Genomic DNA, 22463 nt, shown 5'->3' with positions numbered 1-22463 from the left:
CAACCAAATAAAAAGCGTAACTTTACCGAAATATCATAAAAATAAGCAATTATGAAGGAAGAAGATATCAAAGAATTGTTCGAGCAATTCGAAGCTATCGCCAACGAATACGAAGGCGTAGAGTGTTGGAGTGCAAGAGAACTTGCACAAGTGTTGGGTTATAGCCAATGGCGTAATTTCGAAGGAATTATCGAAAAAGCAAAAGCATCATGTACCAATGCAGGGCAAGAGGTATCATACCATTTTGCTGATGTCAGCAAAATGGTCACCCTTGGTTCTGGATCTCAGCGTGAAGTCAAAGACTACATGCTGACTCGTTATGCTTGCTATCTCATTGCCCAAAACGGTGATCCACGCAAGCCACAAATCTCTTTTGCCCAAAACTACTTTGCCGTACAAACTCGCCGAGCAGAATTGGTGCAAAAGCGTTTGCTGGAATACGAACGTGTACAAGCACGTGCAAAACTTGCAGAAACAGAGAAGCGTCTCTCTGGTGTGCTGTATGAAAGAGGGGTGGACAGCAAAGGCTTTGCCATCATTCGCTCACTAGGTGACAAGGCGTTGTTTAATCTCGACACGGCTCTTCTCAAACGTAAATTGGGTGCTCCTAACAGCCGACCTCTCGCCGATTTCCTTCCAACACTAAATATTAAAGCTAAAGATTTTGCTGCAGAAATGACTTCTGTCAACGTTCAGCAAAAGGATTTACATGGTCAGCAATCTATCTGTCAAGAGCATGTCGATAATAATAAGGCTGTTCGTAATATGATGCTCCAACGTGGCATTGTGCCAGAAAATCTTCCTGCAGGTGAAGACGTCAAGAAAGTAGAACGCAGATTAAAATCTGACGAAAAGACATTGACCAAAAAGAATAGCAAAAAGAAATAATATCTATCATAATTCTATAACTAGAGAAGATGTAAGGATTTCACTCGTCATCTATGATTTTTAGTTAATTTTCCACGATTTCTTCGTATCTTTCATTTATAATGTGTAACTTTGCACCGGAAATTTAAACGTTTAAAGATAAAATGGCATTAAAATGTGGTATTGTAGGCCTCCCTAACGTGGGTAAGTCTACACTGTTCAACTGTCTGTCTAGTGCAAAGGCACAGGCAGCTAACTTCCCTTTCTGTACTATCGAACCAAACTTAGGCGTCATCACCGTACCAGATGAGCGACTCAACAAATTGGCAGAGATTGTTCACCCAGGACGCATCGTCCCAGCTACTTGCGAAATCGTGGATATCGCAGGTCTCGTAAAGGGTGCCAGCAAGGGCGAAGGTCTTGGTAATAAATTCTTGGGAAATATCCGTGAGTGCGATGCTATCATCCACGTAATCCGCTGTTTCGACGATGACAACATCGTTCGCGAGGGTGGCGCTAAGGTTGATCCTTTGGAGGATAAGAGCGTCATCGATACAGAGTTGCAGCTCAAGGACCTGGAAACTATCGAATCTCAGCTCACCAAGCAGAAGAAGACTGCTGCAGCAGGCAACAAGGATGCTAAGACGATGGTTACCGTTCTGGAGGCTTACAAGGCTGTTCTGGAGCAGGGAAAGAATGCTCGTGGCGTTACTTTCGAAACCAAGGAAGAGCAGAAGGTGGCTCACGACCTCTTCCTCCTCACTACCAAGCCTGTGCTCTACGTAGCCAATGTTGACGAAGCTTCTGCCAAGACCGGCAACGAGTATAGCAAGAAGGTAGAGGAAATCGCCAAGGAAGAAGGTGCTGAGTGCATGGTCATCGCTGCTAAAACAGAGGAAGACATAGCATCGCTCGAAACCTACGAGGACAAACTGATGTTCCTTGAAGAACTCGGACTGGAAGAGAGCGGCGTAAACCGACTCATCAAAAAGGCATACGCCCTGTTGAACCTCGAAACATTCATCACCGCAGGTGAGATGGAGGTCAAGGCATGGACCTATCACAAGGGCTGGAAGGCTCCTCAGTGTGCCGGCGTCATCCACACCGACTTCGAGAAAGGATTCATCCGTGCAGAGGTTATCAAGTATGATGACTATATCAAGTATGGCTCTGAGGCAGCTGTACGCGAGGCTGGCAAGCTCGGCATCGAGGGCAAGGAGTACGTCGTACAGGATGGTGACATCATGCACTTCCGGTTCAATGTATAATCCTATTCTTCTACGGTTATGATAGCAAATCTGCTTAACTATATCGTATGGGACCCAGATCCTATTCTGGCTCATCTGGGTCCTATGACCATCCGCTACTACTCCACCTGCTGGATGATTGGTCTGCTGCTGGGCTATCTGCTCATGAGCAAGCTTTACAAGCAGCAGGGGCTCTCAGATGAGAAGTTCTCCCCACTGTTTCTCTACATCTTCTTAGGTGTACTGATAGGTGGCCGTTTGGGACATTGCATCTTCTATCAGCCGGAATATTTCCTCACCCAGTGGGATCACTTCATCGAGATGCTGATACCTGTTCATCACATGCCAGACGGCAGTTGGAAGTTTACGGGTTATGAGGGACTGGCGAGCCACGGAGGCGTATTCGGCATGTTCGTCGGCATCTGGCTCTATTGCCGCAACATGAAGGTGAGTGGCTGGGTAGTGCTCGACAATATGGGTATCTGCTCAGGCATTACAGCCACTTTCATCCGTTTGGGCAATCTGATGAATTCAGAGATTATCGGCAAGGTTACCGATGTGCCTTGGGCATTTATCTTCGTTCGCGAAGACCAGTATCCACGCCATCCGGGTCAGCTCTACGAGGCTTTGGCATACTTCTGCTTTTTCCTCCTCATCCTCTTCATCTACAAGAAGAGAGGACCTAAGAGCGTAGGCACCGGTTTCTATTTCGGTCTTTGCCTTACTCTCATCTTCACCTTCCGTTTCTTCATCGAATATACCAAGGAGATTCAGGTAGCATTCGAGGCAGGTCTGCCTATGGATATGGGACAGATATTGAGCATTCCGCTCATCATCGCCGGTGTATGGAGCATCGCTTCCAGCACAAAGAGAGCGAAAGAAAAGAACGTAGAGGCAAAATAATATTAGACGACTTATTTTCAGATTATAAAAATCCCTCCTCGTGCAACAGCATCTGCTGCCACGGGGAGGGATTTATATTTTTATCTTCCCAGTAGAATCTTCTTGATGTCATTGAGCTTGTTCAATGCCTCTACCGGAGTGAGATTGTTCACATCCAGCCCGAGTATTTCATCACGTATCTGCGTCAATACAGGATCATCGAGCTGGAAGAAACTGAGCTGCACACCATCCTTAGGTTCATCGATGTGCTGTACGTTCGGTTTACCGGCACCGCCTACCCCGGCATTGTCATCCTCCAACTGTTTGAGAATCACATTGGCACGGTTCACGATGCTGCGGGGCATACCGGCAATCTCTGCCACATGGATACCGAAAGAGTGCTCACTGCCTCCCGGTTCCAGTTTGCGCAGGAAGATTACCTTTCCGTCCACCTCTCTCACACTCACATTGAAGTTCTTGATGCGAGGGAAGTTCTTCTCCATCTCGTTGAGCTCATGATAGTGGGTAGCAAAGAGCGTACGTGCCTGTGCCTTCTTATGTTCGTGCAGATATTCCACGATAGCCCAGGCAATGGAAATACCATCGTAGGTAGAAGTACCTCTTCCCAGCTCATCAAAGAGCACCAGCGAGCGCGGAGAAACGTTGTTCAGGATGTTTGCTGCCTCGGTCATCTCTACCATGAAGGTCGATTCGCCGAGCGATATATTGTCGCTTGCACCTACACGTGTAAAGATTTTATCCACCAGTCCCACTCGGGCGCTCTCTGCGGGCACAAAACAGCCTACCTGTGCCAGCAGCACGATAAGGGCAGTCTGGCGCAGCAGAGCCGATTTACCAGCCATGTTAGGACCGGTAATCATCATGATCTGCTGTTTCTCGGTATCGAGCTGCACATCGTTAGGTACATAGCGTTCGCCCAGCGGCAGTTGGGTTTCAATCACCGGATGCCTGCCCTGCTTGATGTCGAGCACCTCAGAATCATCGACGATAGGGCGCACGTAGCGGTTCTCGTCAGATGTCTTTGCAAATGACAAAAGACAGTCCATACGGGCGATAAGGTTGGCATTGATCTGTATCTGCGGAATATACTCCTGCATGGCAGCTATCAGTTCGTTGAAGAGCTGTGCTTCCAATACCAGAATCTTCTCATCAGCACCGAGAATCTTTTCCTCATATTCCTTCAGTTCCTGGGTGATATAACGCTCTGCCTGAGCCAGCGTCTGCTTGCGTATCCACTCCTCAGGCACCTTATCCTTAAAGGTATTTCTCACCTCCAGATAGTATCCGAAAACATTATTGTAACCTACCTTCAGACTCGAAATTCCTGTCTTTTCTATCTCCCTTTCCTGTATCTTGAGCAGATAATCCTTGCCGTGGCGGCTGATGGCACGAAGGTCGTCGAGTTCGGCATTGAATCCGTCGGCTATCACGTCACCCTTGTTGACTAGCTGTGGCGGATCGGGCTGTATTTCCCTGGCTATGCGGTCTTTCAGGGTCTCGCATACGTTCAGCTGCTCGCCTACCCGCTTCAGAGCCTCGTTCGTAGCATGCTGACATGCCACCTTGATAGGCTTGATGGCTTCAAGTGCATTCTTCAGCTGAACCACTTCGCGAGGCGAAACTCTACCCACGGCTACTTTGGAAATGATACGCTCCAGGTCGCTGATGCGATGCAGCTGGTCATCGAGAAGCTGTCGGAATTCCGGTTCCTTGAAGAAATATTCCACGATGTCGAGACGCTCGTTGATTGGTTTAACGTCCTTCAACGGGAAGACCAGCCAGCGTCTGAGCATACGTCCGCCCATCGCCGTTACCGTACGGTCGATGACATTCAGGAGAGAAGAACCGTCTTCCTGCATAGGGGCAACCAGCTCCAGACTGCGGATGGTAAACCTATCCATACGTACGAACTTATCTTCTTCGATACGTGAAAGGGCGGTGATATGATTAATCTGTGTATGCTGGGTAATCTCGAGATACTGCATGATGGCACCACTGGCTATCACGCCGTTCTTGAGATGCTCTACACCGAAACCTTTCAGAGATTTTGTCTTGAAATGTCCCAGGAGTTTCTGCAGGGCTGTCTGTTCGGTGAAAACCCAGTCATCCAGTTCGAAGGTACAGTATTTGCTGCCGAAATATTTCTCAAAGTCATTCTTTCGGGCGCGGTCGTAGAGCACCTCTTTCGGCATGAAGTTGCCCATCAGTTTTTCTACATAGTCGTAGGTTCCCTCGCCGGTAAGAAACTCTCCGGTCGAGATATCCAGAAAGCTCACACCGCAGGCGGTCTTGCCGAAATGTACGGCTGCCAGGAAGTTGTTTTCCTTGTAGTTCAGCACGTTATCTCCCATCGCCACACCCGGTGTAACGAGTTCAGTAATACCTCGCTTCACCATCTTGTCCATCTGGCTCAGTCCCTTCTTACCTTTTATTTCGAGTCGTTTCTTCTTCGGGTCTTCCAGCTGGTCGCATACCGCTACGCGCTTACCCGCCCTGATGAGTTTAGGCAGATAGGTATCCAGAGCATGATGAGGGAATCCTGCCATCTCGGTCGTGCCCGTAGAACCGCCATTGTTGCGTCGTGTCAGCGTAATGCCGAGTATACGGGATGCCTCCACCGCATCTTCGCAGTAAGTTTCGTAGAAGTCACCGCAACGGAAGAGCAGCAGCGCTTCGGGATGTTTCGATTTCATCTCGAAAAACTGTCTCATCATCGGTGTAAGACCTTTATTATCGTTTGCCATTATCTTTCTTCTCCTTATATTATTTCTTTAAATTTACATAGTTTCTATCTACAATACTCCTCCTTAAACCACAGCCGGTATATCGGGTCAACAAAGACAAAAGCATCGTTTTGCTTTTCGATAATATCTTTGTTCTGGAGCGTTTTCCTGTTCTTGACAATCGTATTCGGATTACCAAGATTATAGATTTGTTTCACGGCTTGCGAAGAGAAATGCTGTTCGCCATTGGCTATAGCCTTAAGCATCTCTATCTGGGTAGAACTGAGATTCTCCGTATCATTCTGAAACATCGGGGTATTGATGTTGAGTACCTGTTTCAATCCCAGATGATATATATCTTCCGTCACTTCCGAAACCGTGAAACTCCAGATAAAATAGCACAACTGCTGGAGATACCAGGAATGGCAAGCCACGGCATCACAGATCCGCTCTGCCATCTCTGCAGAGATTGACTTTCCTGTCTTCTCGAAAGATGACAGAATGAATGGAATCCAATGCTCCTTAGCTATCTTCTGCATGAAAATCACTTGTCCGAAGCGATAAAAAGGACTATTGGAATTGTTGAAGATATTGAGCATCATGTTTCGCTTGCTGCCGTAGAGACAGTAAGAGGTAAGCTGCTGTTGCTGCCATACCGAACGCATCTTTCCCTCCATATCCTTATACTCAGGAAGATTAGCCAACTGCTGGAACTCGTCGATGCAGACGATAATCCTGATGCCCTTTTCCTTTGCCAGCAACTCAGGCAGTTGGAGAATCGTCATCTTATCACGCTCTTGTGGCACAAACTTCAGGTCGAAAGCCATGAAGTCGGTCACCTGGTCGTTGATTACAACCTGCGGTATCACACCTGTCAGGAATTTCTTTGCATCCTCTATCCATCGTTCCATTTTAGAGGAAGCACAAGCTATAACCTGACTGGCAAAAGTGCGATAAAATTCAGATTCAGAGCCGATGCTGAAGGCATCAATATAACAGATTCTTACGTTATTATCCTCACCAGCCAATTCGCTCATCGCCCTTTTCACCAGCGATGATTTACCCCATCGGCGTGGTGAAATCAGCATCACGTTGATATGGGAGGACAGTAATTGCTTGAGCAAAGCCCTGTCTTCCTGTCTGTCGATAAAATTCTCATTGGTGGCTAATGTACCAAATTGAAATGGTGATAGATATTTTGCCATATTCCTAGTAATTTGGTACAAAGTTACGAAATATTACCCTAAGGTAAGTTACCCTAAGGTAATATTTAGAGTTTTTTAAATGAATATATGCTGCATTACCATAATAAAGCCGTACTTTTGTACTCATGAAAAAGAAACAATTATACATAGGGGTTCTGTCGGTTGCTTGCTGCGCGCTCGTAGCAATAGGCATCACCTTGCACCTGCTCTACCCCAAGAAACAGATACAGAACCTGGTGAAAACCCCACCGGTTCTCCGGCTCAAGCCACAGCCTGCAGATACACTGAAGAAGAAACCTGTGAAGAAGATGGATTTCAATATCTCCGGAACTTTAAGAGATAAGGAGGGAAAGGGAGTGGCTGGCGTCATCGTGAGCGATGGATTCAACTGTGTAAAAACCGATGCACAGGGCAGATATAAGATGAAGCGAGACAGCCTGGCAAGATTCATATACTATTCTGTTCCAGCCGATTGCGAGGTTCCTACCCATTCTAAGACCGATCGCACGGCTTTCTTCTACCAGAAGGTTTCCAAAGGGAAGAAAACCTATAACTTCACCCTCACCCGACTGCCGGGCGGCAAGGAGATTCACTATAAGATGATTGTCATCGGCGACCCGCAGGTTACCAATGCCTACAGCCCTTACTATACTTCTCCGGATGATAATCCCATCAAGAAGAGCGATGTAGAAAGATTCACTACCCAGACGATGGCGGACATCAGGCAGACCATCCAGAGTCTTCCAGCCGGAACACCGGTCTACGGACTCAGCATGGGCGATGATGTACAGTATTATGGCGGTTACAACGCCAAACTGGAGCGTCAGATACGCCAGGCATTGGGCTCTTCAGAGATGCGTCTCTTCTCCGTCATCGGCAATCACGACCAGGATGGTAAAGCGCTCTACCGCAGGAAATGGGAGGAGAATTTCGGTCCTACCGATTTTTCCTTCAACCGTGGCGATGTGCATTATGTCTGCATCAACAACTGCTTCTTCCACCGCGGCATGTCCTATTATTCGCCGGGCGAACTGCGTGAACGCCAGGTGCGCTGGCTGAAGCAGGATCTCGCCCTTACGCCAAAGGATATGAAGGTGGTACTCTGCTATCATATCCCTTTTACCTTTGGTAATGCGCCTTTCAGCAAGGCGAAGCCGCTGACCAATGCCAATGAGGAGGGACATTATTCTTCTTCCCGTCTCTCGCTCCTGCTTTCTTTGCTGAAACAGTTTAAGGGCGGTTACGAACTCTTCTGCGGACATACTCATTTTGCCTGCAACCACGAGATCAATTATCAGGGCGAGGATGTGATGGAGCATTGTCATGCTGCCGCCTGTGGCAATATCTGGCAGTCGAACATCAACATCTGCGGCACCCCGAACGGATATTATGTCTATAGCTTTGTGGGTACCAGCATCAGCAACTGCTATTACAAGGGAACCTTCTGGGATAAGAGCAAGCAGATGACCTTGTTCCGTGCGCAGACCGATTTCAACGGCGAGAAATACTCTAGGGATTGGCAGTTGGCAAACAACAGGAATATCCTGGTAGCCAATGTCTTCAATGCTACCAGTCATTGGCGTGTTGTAGCCGTAGAGGATGGCAAAGAATATCTGATGGGACGCCTCAGCGGAAAGGGGCAGGATGCCTTTGCCGCAGGCTATCATCATAAATATAGCGAGAGTGTATCTTACCGGTTCGTGAGCAAGGGCAACGGTTATCTCATCATGAACCACCTTTATTATTATACTCCTAGGAATCCGAATGCCAGAATCATCATCAAGGCATCCGATCCATACGGAAATACCTATACGGCATCGAGCGATGAGGTAACGACAGAGCCTTTCGCCAACTTTGCCCATTATTACGAAAAAGAGTATAAGGAATATAAGAATAAGAAAGACAAGATGTTGCGGGATTCTATATCTGGCAGACAGAAAGATTCACTTGCTGCAAGGAAGAAAGATTCTGCAGCAGTACAAAAATAAAAAGAGAGGGTGCGTCATAAGTTGATGATGCACCCTCTTTTTAAATATTACTTGTTCAGTTTCCAGGTAACACCATCTTTGGTGTCCTTTACCTCGAAGCCGGCTTCAGCCAGGGCATCGCGAATCTGGTCGCTGGTAGCCCAGTCCTTATCAGCCTTTGCCTTGGCACGCAGGTTGAGAACCATATCTACTACCTTGCCGTAAGCCTCTTCACGGGCATCATTGTTGGCACCCTTCTCGCTCTTCAGACCGAGCAGGTCGAAGGTAAAGAGATGCATGGTGTCTGAAAGCTCCTTCAGGTCTTCGGCAGAGATGTTTGCCTTGTGGTCGAGGGCTGTGTTGATTACGTGGCAAGCCTCGAAGAGATAGCTGATAACGAGCTGAGTCTGGAAGTCATCGTTCATCGCATCGTAGCAGCGCTGGCGCAATTCGCTTACGAACTTCTTCACCTGATCATCGCTCTGCTTAGCCACAGGCACACGCTCCAGATCGTTCAAACCATTCATCAGGCGCTCCAATCCCTTCTGGCTAGCCTTCAAGGCATCGTTAGAGAAATCTACGGTGCTGCGGTAGTGAGCGGAGAGGATGAAGAAGCGGATGGTCATTGGCGAATAAGCCTGCTCCAAACTGTCGTGATTGCCAGTGAAGAACTGCTCCAGGGTAATGAAGTTACCCAAGCTCTTACCCATCTTCTGACCGTTGATGGTAATCATATTGTTGTGCATCCAGTAATGAACCATCTGGTCGCCCTGAGAAGCCACGGCCTGAGCAATCTCGCACTCGTGGTGAGGGAAAATCAAATCCATGCCGCCACCGTGAATATCGAAGTGGCTGCCCAAGTACTTGCGTCCCATCGCAGTACACTCGCAGTGCCAGCCAGGGAAACCATCACTCCAAGGACTAGGCCAGCGCATGATATGCTCTGGTGAAGCCTTCTTCCAGAGAGCAAAGTCAGCCTGGTTCTTCTTCTCGCCGATACCAGCCAGCTCGCGGCTCTCGTTGATAACGTTCTTCAGGTTACGTCCGGAGAGGATACCGTACTTATGATCCTTGTTATACTTCTCGATGTCGAAGTAGATAGAGCCGTTGCTCTCGTAGGCATAGCCATTGTCCAGGATTTCCTGAACCAGTTTCTCCTGTTCGATGATATGGCCTGTGGCATGAGGCTCAATGCTAGGAGGAAGTACGTTCAGCGCCTCCATGGCATCGTGGTAGCGGTTGGTGTAGTACTGCGCAATCTCCATTGGCTCCAACTGCTCCAGGCGAGCCTTCTTCTCAATCTTGTCATCGCCTTCATCTGCATCGTGCTCCAGGTGGCCCACGTCGGTAATGTTTCTAACGTAGCGAACCTTATAGCCCAGGTGCTTGAGATAGCGGAAGAGTATATCGAATGTGATGGCTGGTCGTGCATGACCGAGATGCGGATCGCCATACACGGTAGGGCCACAAACATACATGCCCACGTTAGGAGCGTGGAGCGGAGTGAATCTCTCTTTCGTACGTGTGAGAGTGTTGTAAATCAGTAATTTCTGTTCCATCTTGTATGAACCTTTCTTTTATATTATTTATATTTTGAGTGCAAAGTTAACTCATTTTTCTGATATATCCGACAAATCATTCGCAAAATGTTATTAAAATCCTCGAAAATATCAATGGAACAGATCTTCCATGGTCAATTCTCTCTGTATGATGCTGCTTGTTTTGGCTACAAATATATAAAAAATACCACTTAAAGCCAAACGAATGGGTAAGAAAGTGGCTCTAAGTGGTAATTTTAACATACTTAAAGCCAAAAAGGTATTGCAAGAGTACAACTTTTATTCGAAAGTAGAGCCATTTAAGATGATATTTTTTAGGTAGGCTTACACTTTTAGGCAAGAATGTTTGGAGATAAAAAATAAAAGGTGTATATTTGCAGCGTGATTACTATTTAAAAAGAGGAGGTAAATATGGATAGATTTCAAATTATACGTATAATTCATGACTATATGTCAAGGAAGCCTGTGTTGAAGGCATGGATCTTTGGGTCTTTTGCTCGTGGTGAAGAAAAGGCTCAGAGCGATATAGATATTCTCTTTGTCCCCGATTTTGAGCATGGTTCGTTTACTTTGCTTACCCATGGAGGAATGTATGAGGATTTGAAGCAACTGCTAGGTCGTGAAGTTGACTTGGTAGTTGATGGCTCTTTGCGTCCGTATGCTCAGGAGAGTGTGGAACGAGATAAAATCTTGGTATATGAGAGAGCTAGTTAGGGATAAAGGAAGATTGGAAGACATTGTGGAGTATTCTTCCAACGTACTCAAAATCATTGATGGGATAGATTTTGAGGAGTTTTCCTCAAATATTTTAGTCTATTTTGCAACGATGAAAAATGTAGAGATAGTAGGCGAGGCTGCTTATATGCTGACCAAGGAATTCAAGGCAAGTCACCCAGAGATTCCTTGGAAACAGGTGGAAGGTATGCGCCATGTTTTGGTGCATGGTTATTCGCAGGTGTTGCCTCGTATTCTTTGGGCAACAGCAAAGGAGAATATTCCCGAAATCAAGGCTCAAGTGGAGAAATACCTGAACGAGATAGATTGGGAACATTATTGTGGGGAATGATGAACTTGTTCTTCTATACTCTTGGGGCCTTAATCGCAACAAGGGCATTTGCAGATTATGTCGGCAAATGCCCTTGTTGGCTTATATTGCAAATTCTTTATTCAACCATTTCCGCATACCTTTTGAACAGCTCAGCTACGCACTCGCTCTCCGTCATCTTGGTGGAGAAGCCGTAGGCTGCCATCACGGCTCGGTCGTTCTGGCGATGGGCTTGTAAAAGCTCCTTCGGCATGAGCGTAGGGTCGTAGAGGTCGGCGAGCGAGGAGTCGGGGTATAGGGCGCGGGCATCGAGTATAGCCTGGGCACTCTGCTCTATCTTTTCCTTTTGCCCGGCAGTGGGCGATGGCCAAGGGAAGCTGTTATACACCACGTCCTTGCTGTAGCGATAGTCGCTCTTCAGGCGACCGCACACCGCTCGCATCCATGCCATGTGGACGTTCGACTCCAAGATGCCGAAGTGGTAGAGGGTGGCGGAAGGGATGAGAAGTACAATCAGGCTTTTTGATTCGGCTATCTTTTTGCATAAAATAAGTAGTTTTTGTATATCTATTCACTATTTGTAAGTTTTTTGCCTAATATATGCATAAAATTATCAAAACATTAGCGTATATCGAAAATAATGTGTAACTTTGCAGCCGCAAACTGTTATCAATTATCAAGAAGGCGGCTATAAGTTCCGCTAATGAGTATTAAGTTAGAAGAAAATGGCATATACAAGATTGAGTGCTGCCGAAGCGGCAGCGATGATTAACGATCAAGATACAATCGGATTGAGTGGTTTCACACCAAACGGCGTGCCTAAGGCAACCTTCCGCGAACTCTCCAAGAGAGCCGTGGCTGAGCACGAGGCGGGCAGACCTTTCCAGGTGGGCATCCTCACGGGTGCTTCTACCTCGCAGAGTATCGAAGGTGACATGGCAGCAGCCCATGCCATCAAGTTCCGTGCGCCATTTTCTACCAACAAGGACTTTAGAACTCATACCAACCTGGGCGAGATTGATTATGAGGATATGCACCTCGGCCACATGGCTGAGCGCCTGCGCCGTGGCTTCTATGGCGAAATAGACCTTGCCATCATCGAAGTTTCTGATTTGGAAGAAGGCGAAACTACCTGCAAGGCATTCCTAACCTCTGCCGGCGGCATTGTTCCTACCATCGTCCGCCTTGCCAAGAAGGTGCTCATCGAGAAGAATACCTTCCACAGTCCAGCTTCCCGTTATCTTCACGATGTATACGAGATAGCCAAATGCCCATTCCGCACACCTATCCCTATCATGAACGTAGGCGATAGAATAGGTAAGGAGTATGTGGAGATTGATGCACATAAGATTGTGGGTGTGATAGAATGCAACATTCCGGAGGAGGCGCGTGCCTTCAAACCGCTCGACCCTGTGACCGAACAGATGGGACATAATGTGGCTGATTTTCTGGTCAGCGACTTGAAGAAGGGACATATTCCTCCTCAGTTCCTGCCTTTGCAGAGCGGAGTGGGCGTAACTTCCAATGCCGTTCTTGAGGCATTGGGACAGAACCCTAACGTGCCGGTATTCAGCGTTTATACCGAGGTGGTTCAGGATGCCGTGGTGAAATACATGCGCGAGGGAAGAATCAAGGATGCTTCCTGCTCTTCGCTCACCGTAACCAATGATACATTGAAAGAGGTGTATGATGATATTGATTACTTCAAGAAGCATCTCACCATCCGCCAGAGTGAGATTTCAAACTCTCCTGAGGTCATCCGCCGTCTGGGTGTCATCGCCATGAACACCGCCATTGAGTGCGATATCTACGGCAATGAGAACTCCAGCCATATCTGCGGCAGCAAGCTGATGAATGGTATAGGCGGTTCCTGCGATTACGAGCGCAATGGTTACATCTCTATCTTCACCACGCAGAGTACCACCAAGAACGGTTGCATCTCTGCCATCGTTCCGATGTGCAGTCATGTGGACAGCACCGAGCACGATGTGGATGTGATTGTTACCGAACAGGGAGTTGCCGATCTCCGTGGCAAAGGCCCATTGCGCCGTGCCAAAGAGATTATCGAAAACTGTGCCCATCCGGATTACCGCCCTATGCTCCGTGAGTATCTGAAGTTTGCCGAGAAGGGCCACGAGCCACAGAGCATGCGTGCTGCCCTCGCCATGCACGATACCTTCCTGAAGAAGGGCGATATGAGATTGACAGATTTCGGAGAATATCTGAAATAAGAGAAGGCCGAAAGATTGTGAAAACCGAGAAGACAAATCTTTCATAGATGACTCAGAAAAATATTGAATTATATGATAAGCGGCATTCATATCCAAGGAATGCCGCTTATTATATGTTATCAGTATAAGTCAATCTATCGCAAGTGCTTCAACAATGATATGCAGTATCTGGTAATGTGTAGTAAGAATATCGTGAGTGATAACCCCAAATCGTGATGGATGATAGATGATTACATAAAACTTATTCACGAATACGGCTGCATCGGGTTACAAATATGGCTGCATCGGGTTACGAATATGACTGCATCGGGTCACGAATATGACTGCATCGGGTTACGAATATGACTGCGTAGGCTAACGGAGACGTATCTGTAAGCTTATCGAGACGTCTGCATCAGCTAACAGAGACGTCTGCATCAGCTAACAGAGACGTCTGAACTCGCTGACTGAACTACTTGAGTAGCTTGATTGAACCACTTGAGTATTCTTCTTCATGTGCTTGCATGCAACCATAAAACTTTTTCAGCAACTTTTCCCGGAAATCTCTTGCGGGTTTGAAAATAAAACCGTAACTTTGCGGCATGGATTTTTAATACAGTTGATTATGAAGCAGGTAGAAGAAAGATATATCAGCTTGCTGACCGACTTCGGTTTCAAGCGAATTTTTGGAACAGCAATAAACAAGGATTTGCTCATTTGCTTCCTTAACAGCTTGTTTAATGGCAGACAGGTTGTGAAGGACGTGAAGTATCTGAATCCAGAGCACGTCGGAGATGTCTATACCGACCGCAGAGCCATCTTTGATGTATATTGCGAAGGCGAAAACGGCGAGAAGTTCATCGTAGAAATGCAGAATGCGTACCAGACGTATTTCAAGGATCGCGCCCTTTTCTACTCTACTTTCCCGATTCGCGAACAGGCACCCAAGGGAAATGAATGGGATTTCAAACTCAATCATATCTATACCGTTGCCCTGCTCAACTTCAACATGAACGAGGATGCTTTCGACAAGGAGAAAATCCGCCATCATGTGCAGTTATGCGACACAGCTACCCACAAAGTATTTTACGACAAACTCGAATATATCTATGTAGAGATTTCTAAGTTCAACAAACCCCTGGAAGAACTGGATACGCTCTACGAGAAGTGGCTCTATGCACTGAAGAACCTCTATAAGCTTACCCAGCGTCCTAAAGAGCTGTGCGACAAAGTCTTCGACCGTCTCTTCGAGGAAGCCGAGATAGCCAAGTTCACTCCGCAGGAAATGAGGGAGTACGAGACCAGCAAGATGGCATATCGCGACATCAAGAATTCCGTAGACACCGCTAAGCGTGAAGGCATAGCTGAGGGTAAGGAAATTGGTATGAAGGAAGGTATGGAAAAAGGTCTTGCGGAAGGTATGGAAAAAGGTATGGAGAAAGGCAGAGCAGAAGGCAAACATGAGGCCAACACAGAAACAGCACAACGTTTGCTGGCAATGGGACTTTCTGCCGAACAGGTTGCCAAAGCTACCCAGCTACCTTTGGAAATCATTAAGAATCTGAGCAATTCATAAACGGAGACGTAGATTACGAATATCTCCATATAATCAAGGGTCTATACGCCACCTGTTCTTCGTGGCATATAGACCCTTGTATTTTGCCGTTAGGCGTTATAATGACTGTTACTCACCCCAATAATAGCCGCCTTCCATATCTGGTTTATCATCGCCATTGCTTCCTTGCCCCATAGTAGATGCTGCAAGGAGGGTGCAAGAGGTGATATTTACCACCTGCATCTCTGGCTTTTTATATTCTTTCTTTTTCATATCCTTTTGATTTTAAAATTCTTTACTTAACCATGATTTTATAAGTCTTGCTGCCACGCTTCACGATGTTCAGACCCTTCTGCAGACCATTGGTACGACGACCATTCGCGTCATAGTATTCTGCATTGGCATCGTTGCTGATGGCGTTGAGGTTGTCAATGGCAGTAGTGCCATCACCCTTTCCGATGCTCAGCATGGCTGCTCTTGCCTGAGATGCTGTGGCAGGATGGATATATGCACGCATCGGTTTGATGCCCACGCCATTGCCATCATTCAAGTCAAAGACACGCCAGAATTTATTCTTACCAATGATGTAGTCGTTTTTGTCAAGACCCTGATTGCCATTGCCGCCAATCTTGGTGAATGAACCTACGAGGTTGACATCTGTGTTTGTTCCAGCTACTGGCTCTTTAACGAGGTCTGCATCTTGTGCAGAAATTTCAAGCTTCTTCACACCCTCATTCATCTTGAAGAGCACCGGAGTACCAGCAGGGATTTCTGCTCCATCTTCATAACTCTCAAGAGTGATGCAATCTTTGTCAATACCTGTGAGACGATAGAACTTACATCCTGTTTCTTTGCTCTGGTCAATGGCGAAAGGCAAGCAGAGCGTTCCCCAGGTAGAACCTTCAGGGATATCTCGGTTGTAAGATGCTTCCTTGGCTGCGAACGGCTCATAAGCCACGAAGTCCTTGCCGTCGTCAAGAACAAGATTCTCCGTAGCAAGAGTTTTTCCCGTTGCACCTATCTTCTCTTCACCATTCTTACCTACCAGCTTGGTGAAGTAGCCAGTCTTGTAGTTGGCGTATCGGTGGTCGGTATCGAGCAAGGAATACTTTTGAAAACCTTTGAGTTTTGTACAATTTTTGAACATTTTCTCACCATTTTGTACATTGGTCGTTACAAAATTATCGCTGACGTAGATGGTTGTGAGAGCGGTGGATGATTTATCTAACATATAGAACATACGGTTCATATCCCTCACCTCCGCTGTATTGAAGTTTGTGAGATCGAGCGAGGTGAGAGCGGAGCAACCCTTGAACATAAAGTGCATATCCGTCACCTTCGCTGTGTTGAAGTTTGTGAGGTCGAGCGAGGTGAGATTGGAGCAACCAAGGAACATATTGCCCATATTCGTCACTTTCGCTGTGTTGAAGTTTGTGAGGTCGAGCGAGGTGAGATTGGAGCAGTCACAGAACATACCGTTCATATTCTTCACATTCTGAGTATTGAAGATAGAGACGTCGAGCGAAGTAAGCGCATAGCAGCAAGTGAACATATCTCTCATGTCCGTCACATTCTGGGTATTCAGATTCTCAATACCTTCAATTTCGGTCAGATAAAAGCAATTTCCGAACCACCAACAACAGCTCGTTGGTCTTGCATTGGCAAACGAAGCATCGAAGACCACCTTATAGATATTTTCTTTTTGCGTAAGCCACCCCGGCTCGTTATTTTCTTCATTCAAATCATAAGCACCTTCGGGCTTGGAAAGGCCGCGTCTGAATGTAAGCGTTCCAGTAGCATTGTCAAACTCGGCATAATCAAATACTGGAGTAAAATAACCATCCGGGCCGTAGTTGGCATAGTTGTGGTCGGTCTTGCTATCGCTATAATCTTTGAGACTTTTGCAACCAGTGAACATATCTAAACCGTGCTTAACATTGTCCGTATCAAACTTGTCGCTGGCGTAGATGGTTGTGAGAGCGGAGCAGCCTTCGAACATATTGTTCATATACGTCACCTTCGCTGTGTTGAAGTTAGTGAGGTCGAGAGAGGTGAGAGCGGAGCAGCCATTGAACATATAGTCCATAAACTTCACATTCGCTGTGTTGAAGTTAGTGAGGTCGAGAGAAGTGAGAGCGGAGCAGCCATTGAACATATTGCCCATTTCCGTCACCTTCGCTGTATTGAAGTTAGTGAGGTCGAGAGATTTGAGAGCGGAGCAGCCATTGAACATATTGCCCATTTCCGTCACCTTCGCTGTATTGAAGTTAGTGAGGCCGAGAGAGGTGAGAGCGGAGCAGCCTTTGAACATATTGCTCATATTCGTCACATTCGCTGTGTTGAAGTTAGTGAGGTCGAGAGATTTGAGAGCGGAGCAGCCCTTGAACATAAAGCTCATATCCGTCACATTCGCTGTGTTGAATTTAGTGAGGTCGAGAGAGGTGAGAGCGGAGCAGCCCTCGAACATATTGCCCATATTCGTCACCTTCGCTGTATTGAAGTTAGTGAGGTCGAGAGATTTGAGAGCGGAGCAGCCATTGAACATATAGCTCATATTCGTCACCTTCGCTGTGTTGAAGTTAGTGAGGTCGAGAGAAGTGAGAGCGGAGCAGCCATTGAACATATTGTCCATAATCTCCACATTCGCTGTATTCAAATATTCAAGGCCTGAAATTGTTTCCAAGGTTTCGCAGCCTACAAAGAATCCACTCAACGATGTAGGAGCGTAAGTTTTGAAACTCTCATCGAAAACGATATTCTTGATACTACTGTAATTAGTGCACACAATTGCCACCATATCGATGTTATGCACCACAGCCATACGGCTTAAATCAAGACCTTCCAGATTGTCTGAAGTGATTTTTTTGAAAGTCAATGTAGAGTTCGTAGCAACGTAGTCTGCAACATATTCAGAAAAAGTGGTTGCTGTTTTCAGATCGTATATGCATGTGCGGTCGGCATTTTCATTAACTGAGCCGTCTTTTTTGTAAGACAACTTCAAAGAATGCTTGCCAACAGATAATAATTCTTTAATCTCTATTTGATCTATTTCGCTAATCGTCCAAGACTTTTTGTTATCTAAAGTAATAGTGGCTTCATCAAATTCTTCTGAAGAAACGAGATACTTAAACATCAATAACATAGGCTTTTCTACTGTGAAATTGACTACAGTCTCTGAAGAACTTCCGTCCACATTATAATTACTTGACATCAGTCCTTTGCTACCATCAGGAATAGTGAAGCCAAGATCCTTCATTCCATCTGCGTTCAAGTCCAGCATCTTCCAAGGATAACTGCCGTCATCAGTAATGGTAACATCGGTTATACCATCCAAGCCATTAAACAAAGCATAGCGTGGGTCTTCTGTTGGGGTCTGCGCCACCATACGTGTAGGCACAAACAACAACATCAACAACATCAATGGGAACAGGGCAAATCTATAGAACTTTGCCCCCCCCATAGTTCATACGGTCGACATGCGACACATTGAATTGATTGGTAATTTTTTTCATAATCCTTAATTCCGCAACACTATAATTTAATATTTTTTATAAGCACCTGAGCAACAAAAAGTTGCTCAGGATTTTGCCATGTCAGAAATTTCACTTATCTTAGTGTTGCAAATAAAAAACAAATAAAACTCTGAATGACATGGCAAAAGTACAAATAAAATCTGAGAAACTCACTCCTTTTGGAGGAATTTTTTCTATTATGGAGCAATTTGATGCTCTTTTAGCTCAAACCATAGATTCCACCTTGGGATTGAGATGCACTATGTTTGGTTATCAATATAGCGAAATTCTACGCTCTCTGATGTGCGTATATCTTTGTGGCGGCTCATGTATTGAGGATGTTACAACTCACTTGATGAAACATTTGTCTCTTCATCCAACTCTTCGCACTTGCAGCGCAGACACCATATTGCGTGCTATCGAAGAACTGACTTGTAAGAACATCACCTATAAATCTGCTTCTGGCAACTCCTATGATTTCAATACTGCAGACAAGATGAACTGCTTATTGATCAAAGCCCTGCTTGCTACTGGTCAATTGAAATCCGGTCAAGAGTATGATTTTGACTTTGACCATCAGTTCATTGAAACAGAGAAGCATGATGCAAAACCAACCTACAAGAAGTTCCTGGGCTATAGTCCAGGTGTGGCAGTCATTAACGACATGATTGTCGGTATTGAAAATAGAGACGGCAACACAAACGTGCGCTTCAACCAAAGAGAGACTTTGGAAAGAATCTTCAAGCGACTGGAGGCATCAGAAGTATATATATCCCGTGCCCGCATGGATTGCGGCTCATGCTCGGAGGAAATCGTAGATATGGTAGAGGCCCATTGCAGGCATTTTTATATTCGTGCCAACAGATGCTCTTCCTTCTACGATTCCATGTTTGCCTTGACTGGATGGAAAACTGTTGAAATCAACGGTATTGAATTTGAGCTGAATTCCATCCTTGTTGAGAAATGGAAAGGAAAACCGTATCGTCTTGTCATACAGAGACAAAGGCGAATAGAGGGAGACCTTGACATTTGGGAAGGCGAATATACCTACAGATGTATACTGACTAACGATTACAAGTCGAGTGCAAGAGACATTGTGGAATTCTACAATCTTCGTGGTGGCAAGGAACGCATCTTCGATGACATGAACAATGGCTTTGGCTGGAATCGGTTGCCAAAATCGTTCATGGCACAGAATACTGTATTCCTGCTTATGACAGCTTTCATCAGAAACTTCTACAAAGCTATTATGCAGAGATTGAAAACCCATGAATTTGGATTGCGTGCCACCAGCAGAATCAAGACCTTTGTGTTCAAGTTCATCTCTGTTCCTGCAAAATGGATTAAGACGTCACGTAGGCATGTATTGAACATTTATTCAGACAACTATGCTTATGCCAACCTGTTCAAGACAGACTTTGGTTAAAGGCCATGCTTTTCTGGTTAAACCGGCGTATTACCTCAAGTCGCTTTATGGGGTAAGGGAATTTTGTGTTTACGACGTTTCTGTTATGCCCAAGGAATATGTACAATAAAAGAATTTTTGTCGTTTTACAAGTAAATTCCCACGAAACCCTATAGGTTGCGGATTTGAGGATAATTTAATTTTATATTTGTTATTTATATTTGTCTGCTTATTGCCGAAATTCACTCCAGGAAATACAGGAGGTTTAACGACATGATGAATATCGATACCAGAAATAGAAAGATATAAAACTGTTCCTGCTTGAAGAAATCACGAAAGGTGATGCGAGCCTTCCGATGTTCCTCAAGATACATCCTGTACTCATGTATCATAGCATATACGAAGATGATGCCTAACATGAGTGCCGCCGTCCCGATGATGATCAGGGCTAATTCTATCCTTGGCATGGTTTCTAATATTTCTTTCATGGTGCAAATATAGTGTTTTTTTTTCAAAAAAGGTGTCGCATTCCTATGTTTAGGTGTCGCATTCCTATGAATGCGACACCTTTTTTAACGTATTTTTTCATTTTGCGATGTGTTTTCCTGTTATTTATCGAAAAATGGTTAATCCTGCTTTTTATCCTCTGCGGCTACATTTTCAGCCATTTTCTCCCGCCATTCGGTAGGAGTACAACCTTCCTTTAACTTGAAAATGCGGTACAGATAGGTGCAGGCAGAGAAGCCACAAAACGTACCTCGGCAAGCCAGAGGCGGAAGGTGGAGTCTAGGCATGAAGTGAAGTAGCGTGCCAACTCGTTCTTGTAAATATCCAGCGAGCGTGACAGGATAACCATGATTCAATATGGTATCCCCCGCCGGCTCACCAGTCTTCCTGCTTCTCGAAATTCTCTTTCCGAAAGCCAGGGGTGTAAAGTTTCTTTATTCTGAAGTTTCGCAAGTTCACGACTCTAATAATTCATGCCGAAATACCAGAGAGGGATGATGATTCCATGCCCCGTCTCTATATCGTCTTTTACGATACGTCCGTTTTTTACATCCTCTATCTGCTTTTTGCCTTTCTTCCTTCCGCCAATCTCAAAGGTATAATCACCAATGGTAAAGTCGGAAACCCTGGAGGAAGTAACGTCTTGCTTTTCTCTCATCTGATTGTAGAAGAAAGTTTCCCTTATGTTTCCTATGTTGGGATTAGAGGTGAGTACTGACATCAGACTTGGGTTATCTACATAAACTTTTTCCACCTTCCCCAGATTGCGCATACCCGAAGTATCATCTCTGAGCAGACCTATCATTCCTGCACGCTCCAAATAGACGAGATAATCAGGCACGTTGTTCTTACTTACCCCGATTTCCGTGGCGAGGTTCTCTACGCTTGGCTTGTAGGGAGCCAACCCGGAAAGAATGACGAGCATACGCTTCAGTTTGCGTGCTGTTGAAGCTTTCATATCAGCATATTGCGGAATGTCAACTTCTACCGTCTGGTCTATCACCTGCAGCATTCTTTGCGTAAAATCTCCCTCTATGGCAAATGGGTAATAGCCATGGTCGAGGTACGCTCTGAAAACAGGCAATGGATGATCCAACCCCGGAATCTCTACCTGGTGATTGAGTATTTCGTCGAGACTGAAAACTCTGGTCTTGATGCCTTCAAAAAGTTGCAGGTATTCCCTGAACGACAAGCCTTGCATCATATACATCAGCGCCCGACGACTCAGATCAGCTTCGCCCTTCTTGATATCCAAGACCGATGAACCGGTAAAGATAAGGTTCAGGGATGGGTGCATGTCGTAAATTTGCTTCAGTTCTCTGCTCCATCCGGCATACTTGTGAATTTCATCTATATAAAGATGTGTACCACCCTCCTTGATAAACTCGTCAGCAAAGTCGATTAAGGAATGATTTGAAAAATAGATGTTGTCGGCAGACACATACAGATGATGGCCTTCCTTAGATAGCTTAATGCGCTGAAGTATCATGGTGGATTTTCCAACACCTCGCGGACCAACGATACCTACTAATCGTCCATTCCAGTTGATTTCATCATATTTATATCTGATGAAATCAAGCGGAGTACGTTTCAACAACTCCGCCATATATTCATATAGTTTATTGTCTATCATATCTTGCTCTTTTAGATGAATATCGTTTAAAACTGCAGCAAAGATACAAATAATCCCTCAATAAGGGATGAATTCTTTCGAAAAGTTCCCTCAATGAGGGATGAATTTAATCATTTTTATCCCTC

At 45.6% G+C, this 22463-nt stretch carries 18 protein-coding genes; 9 read left to right on the top strand and 9 right to left on the bottom strand.

What is annotated here, in order from left to right:
- The first annotated feature begins 51 nt into the window (after positions 1-51).
- The 3 genes from dinD to lgt all read left to right on the top strand — a co-directional run bounded on the left by dinD (position 52) and on the right by lgt (position 3017).
- Entirely contained in the window at positions 52-888 is an 837-nt protein-coding gene (gene dinD / locus KUA46_RS13105; protein ID WP_153112392.1) for a DNA damage-inducible protein D, read from the top strand.
- Between the two features lie 143 nt (positions 889-1031).
- The gene (ychF, locus tag KUA46_RS13100; RefSeq protein ID WP_022120130.1) at positions 1032-2135 is read left to right on the top strand and encodes a redox-regulated ATPase YchF; all 1104 of its coding nucleotides are present in this window, start codon (positions 1032-1034) and stop codon (positions 2133-2135) included.
- An 18-nt stretch (positions 2136-2153) separates the two neighbouring features.
- A complete protein-coding gene (gene lgt, locus KUA46_RS13095; protein WP_119237777.1) occupies positions 2154-3017 on the top strand; it encodes a prolipoprotein diacylglyceryl transferase in 864 nt (287 codons plus the stop codon).
- An 80-nt stretch (positions 3018-3097) separates the two neighbouring features.
- Here lgt and mutS read toward each other — a convergent pair whose 3' ends face one another.
- Both mutS and KUA46_RS13085 read right to left on the bottom strand, forming a co-directional pair.
- On the bottom strand, positions 3098-5761 hold the full coding sequence (mutS, locus tag KUA46_RS13090; RefSeq protein ID WP_153093631.1) for a DNA mismatch repair protein MutS: 2664 nt from the start codon (positions 5759-5761) through the stop codon (positions 3098-3100).
- A 44-nt stretch (positions 5762-5805) separates the two neighbouring features.
- Positions 5806-6945 carry an AAA family ATPase gene (locus KUA46_RS13085; RefSeq protein ID WP_153093632.1) on the bottom strand — a complete coding sequence of 380 codons (1140 nt, stop codon included), beginning with the start codon at positions 6943-6945 and terminating at the stop codon, positions 5806-5808.
- Positions 6946-7070: 125 nt separating this feature from the next.
- Here KUA46_RS13085 and KUA46_RS13080 point away from each other — a divergent pair, with 125 nt between their 5' ends.
- Entirely contained in the window at positions 7071-8933 is a 1863-nt protein-coding gene (locus KUA46_RS13080; RefSeq protein ID WP_218487618.1) for a calcineurin-like phosphoesterase C-terminal domain-containing protein, read from the top strand.
- 47 nt (positions 8934-8980) lie between these two features.
- On the opposite strand, the gene cysS is transcribed toward KUA46_RS13080, so the two are convergent.
- Positions 8981-10471, bottom strand: a complete 1491-nt coding sequence (gene cysS, locus KUA46_RS13075) for a cysteine--tRNA ligase (RefSeq protein WP_218487617.1) — start codon at positions 10469-10471, stop codon at positions 8981-8983.
- A gap of 411 nt (positions 10472-10882) precedes the next feature.
- On the opposite strand from cysS, the gene KUA46_RS13070 reads away from it, so the two are divergent.
- The gene (locus KUA46_RS13070) at positions 10883-11185 is read left to right on the top strand and encodes a nucleotidyltransferase family protein (protein WP_006848888.1); all 303 of its coding nucleotides are present in this window, start codon (positions 10883-10885) and stop codon (positions 11183-11185) included.
- Positions 11169-11537, top strand: a complete 369-nt coding sequence (locus KUA46_RS13065; RefSeq protein WP_006848887.1) for a HepT-like ribonuclease domain-containing protein — start codon at positions 11169-11171, stop codon at positions 11535-11537. The genes KUA46_RS13070 and KUA46_RS13065 overlap by 17 nt, the downstream gene beginning before the upstream one ends.
- Before the next feature lie 97 nt (positions 11538-11634).
- Here the strand turns inward: KUA46_RS13065 and KUA46_RS13060 are convergent, their stop codons facing one another.
- Positions 11635-12018: a type IIL restriction-modification enzyme MmeI gene (locus KUA46_RS13060; protein ID WP_334650108.1), complete on the bottom strand. Its 384-nt coding sequence runs from the start codon at positions 12016-12018 to the stop codon at positions 11635-11637.
- 223 nt (positions 12019-12241) lie between these two features.
- On the opposite strand from KUA46_RS13060, the gene KUA46_RS13055 reads away from it, so the two are divergent.
- A complete protein-coding gene (locus tag KUA46_RS13055) occupies positions 12242-13747 on the top strand; it encodes an acetyl-CoA hydrolase/transferase C-terminal domain-containing protein (protein ID WP_022120556.1) in 1506 nt (501 codons plus the stop codon).
- Positions 13748-14351: 604 nt separating this feature from the next.
- Positions 14352-15302 carry an Rpn family recombination-promoting nuclease/putative transposase gene (locus KUA46_RS13050; RefSeq protein ID WP_420377702.1) on the top strand — a complete coding sequence of 317 codons (951 nt, stop codon included), beginning with the start codon at positions 14352-14354 and terminating at the stop codon, positions 15300-15302.
- A gap of 108 nt (positions 15303-15410) precedes the next feature.
- Here KUA46_RS13050 and KUA46_RS13045 read toward each other — a convergent pair whose 3' ends face one another.
- Positions 15411-15554 (bottom strand): hypothetical protein, encoded by a 144-nt coding sequence (locus tag KUA46_RS13045; protein WP_153138298.1) that lies wholly within the window; start codon positions 15552-15554, stop codon positions 15411-15413.
- 22 nt (positions 15555-15576) lie between these two features.
- On the bottom strand, positions 15577-18741 hold the full coding sequence (locus tag KUA46_RS13040; RefSeq protein WP_218487616.1) for a BspA family leucine-rich repeat surface protein: 3165 nt from the start codon (positions 18739-18741) through the stop codon (positions 15577-15579).
- Positions 18742-18932: 191 nt separating this feature from the next.
- On the opposite strand from KUA46_RS13040, the gene KUA46_RS13035 reads away from it, so the two are divergent.
- Positions 18933-20219: an IS1380 family transposase gene (locus KUA46_RS13035; protein WP_434725798.1), complete on the top strand. Its 1287-nt coding sequence runs from the start codon at positions 18933-18935 to the stop codon at positions 20217-20219.
- A 221-nt stretch (positions 20220-20440) separates the two neighbouring features.
- Here the strand turns inward: KUA46_RS13035 and KUA46_RS13030 are convergent, their stop codons facing one another.
- The 3 genes from KUA46_RS13030 to KUA46_RS13020 form a co-directional block, all read right to left on the bottom strand.
- A complete protein-coding gene (locus KUA46_RS13030) occupies positions 20441-20686 on the bottom strand; it encodes a hypothetical protein (RefSeq protein ID WP_217745752.1) in 246 nt (81 codons plus the stop codon).
- Positions 20687-20901: 215 nt separating this feature from the next.
- Positions 20902-21054: a hypothetical protein gene (locus tag KUA46_RS13025; RefSeq protein ID WP_218487480.1), complete on the bottom strand. Its 153-nt coding sequence runs from the start codon at positions 21052-21054 to the stop codon at positions 20902-20904.
- A gap of 114 nt (positions 21055-21168) precedes the next feature.
- The gene (locus KUA46_RS13020) at positions 21169-22338 is read right to left on the bottom strand and encodes an ATP-binding protein (protein WP_022120524.1); all 1170 of its coding nucleotides are present in this window, start codon (positions 22336-22338) and stop codon (positions 21169-21171) included.
- Positions 22339-22463: the final 125 nt, after the last annotated feature.

This window comes from Segatella copri (assembly GCF_019249765.2).
GTDB lineage: Bacteria > Bacteroidota > Bacteroidia > Bacteroidales > Bacteroidaceae > Prevotella > Prevotella copri_K.
The sequence above is the reverse complement of the archived record's forward strand: the minus strand, read 5'-3'. Positions and strand labels throughout refer to the sequence as shown.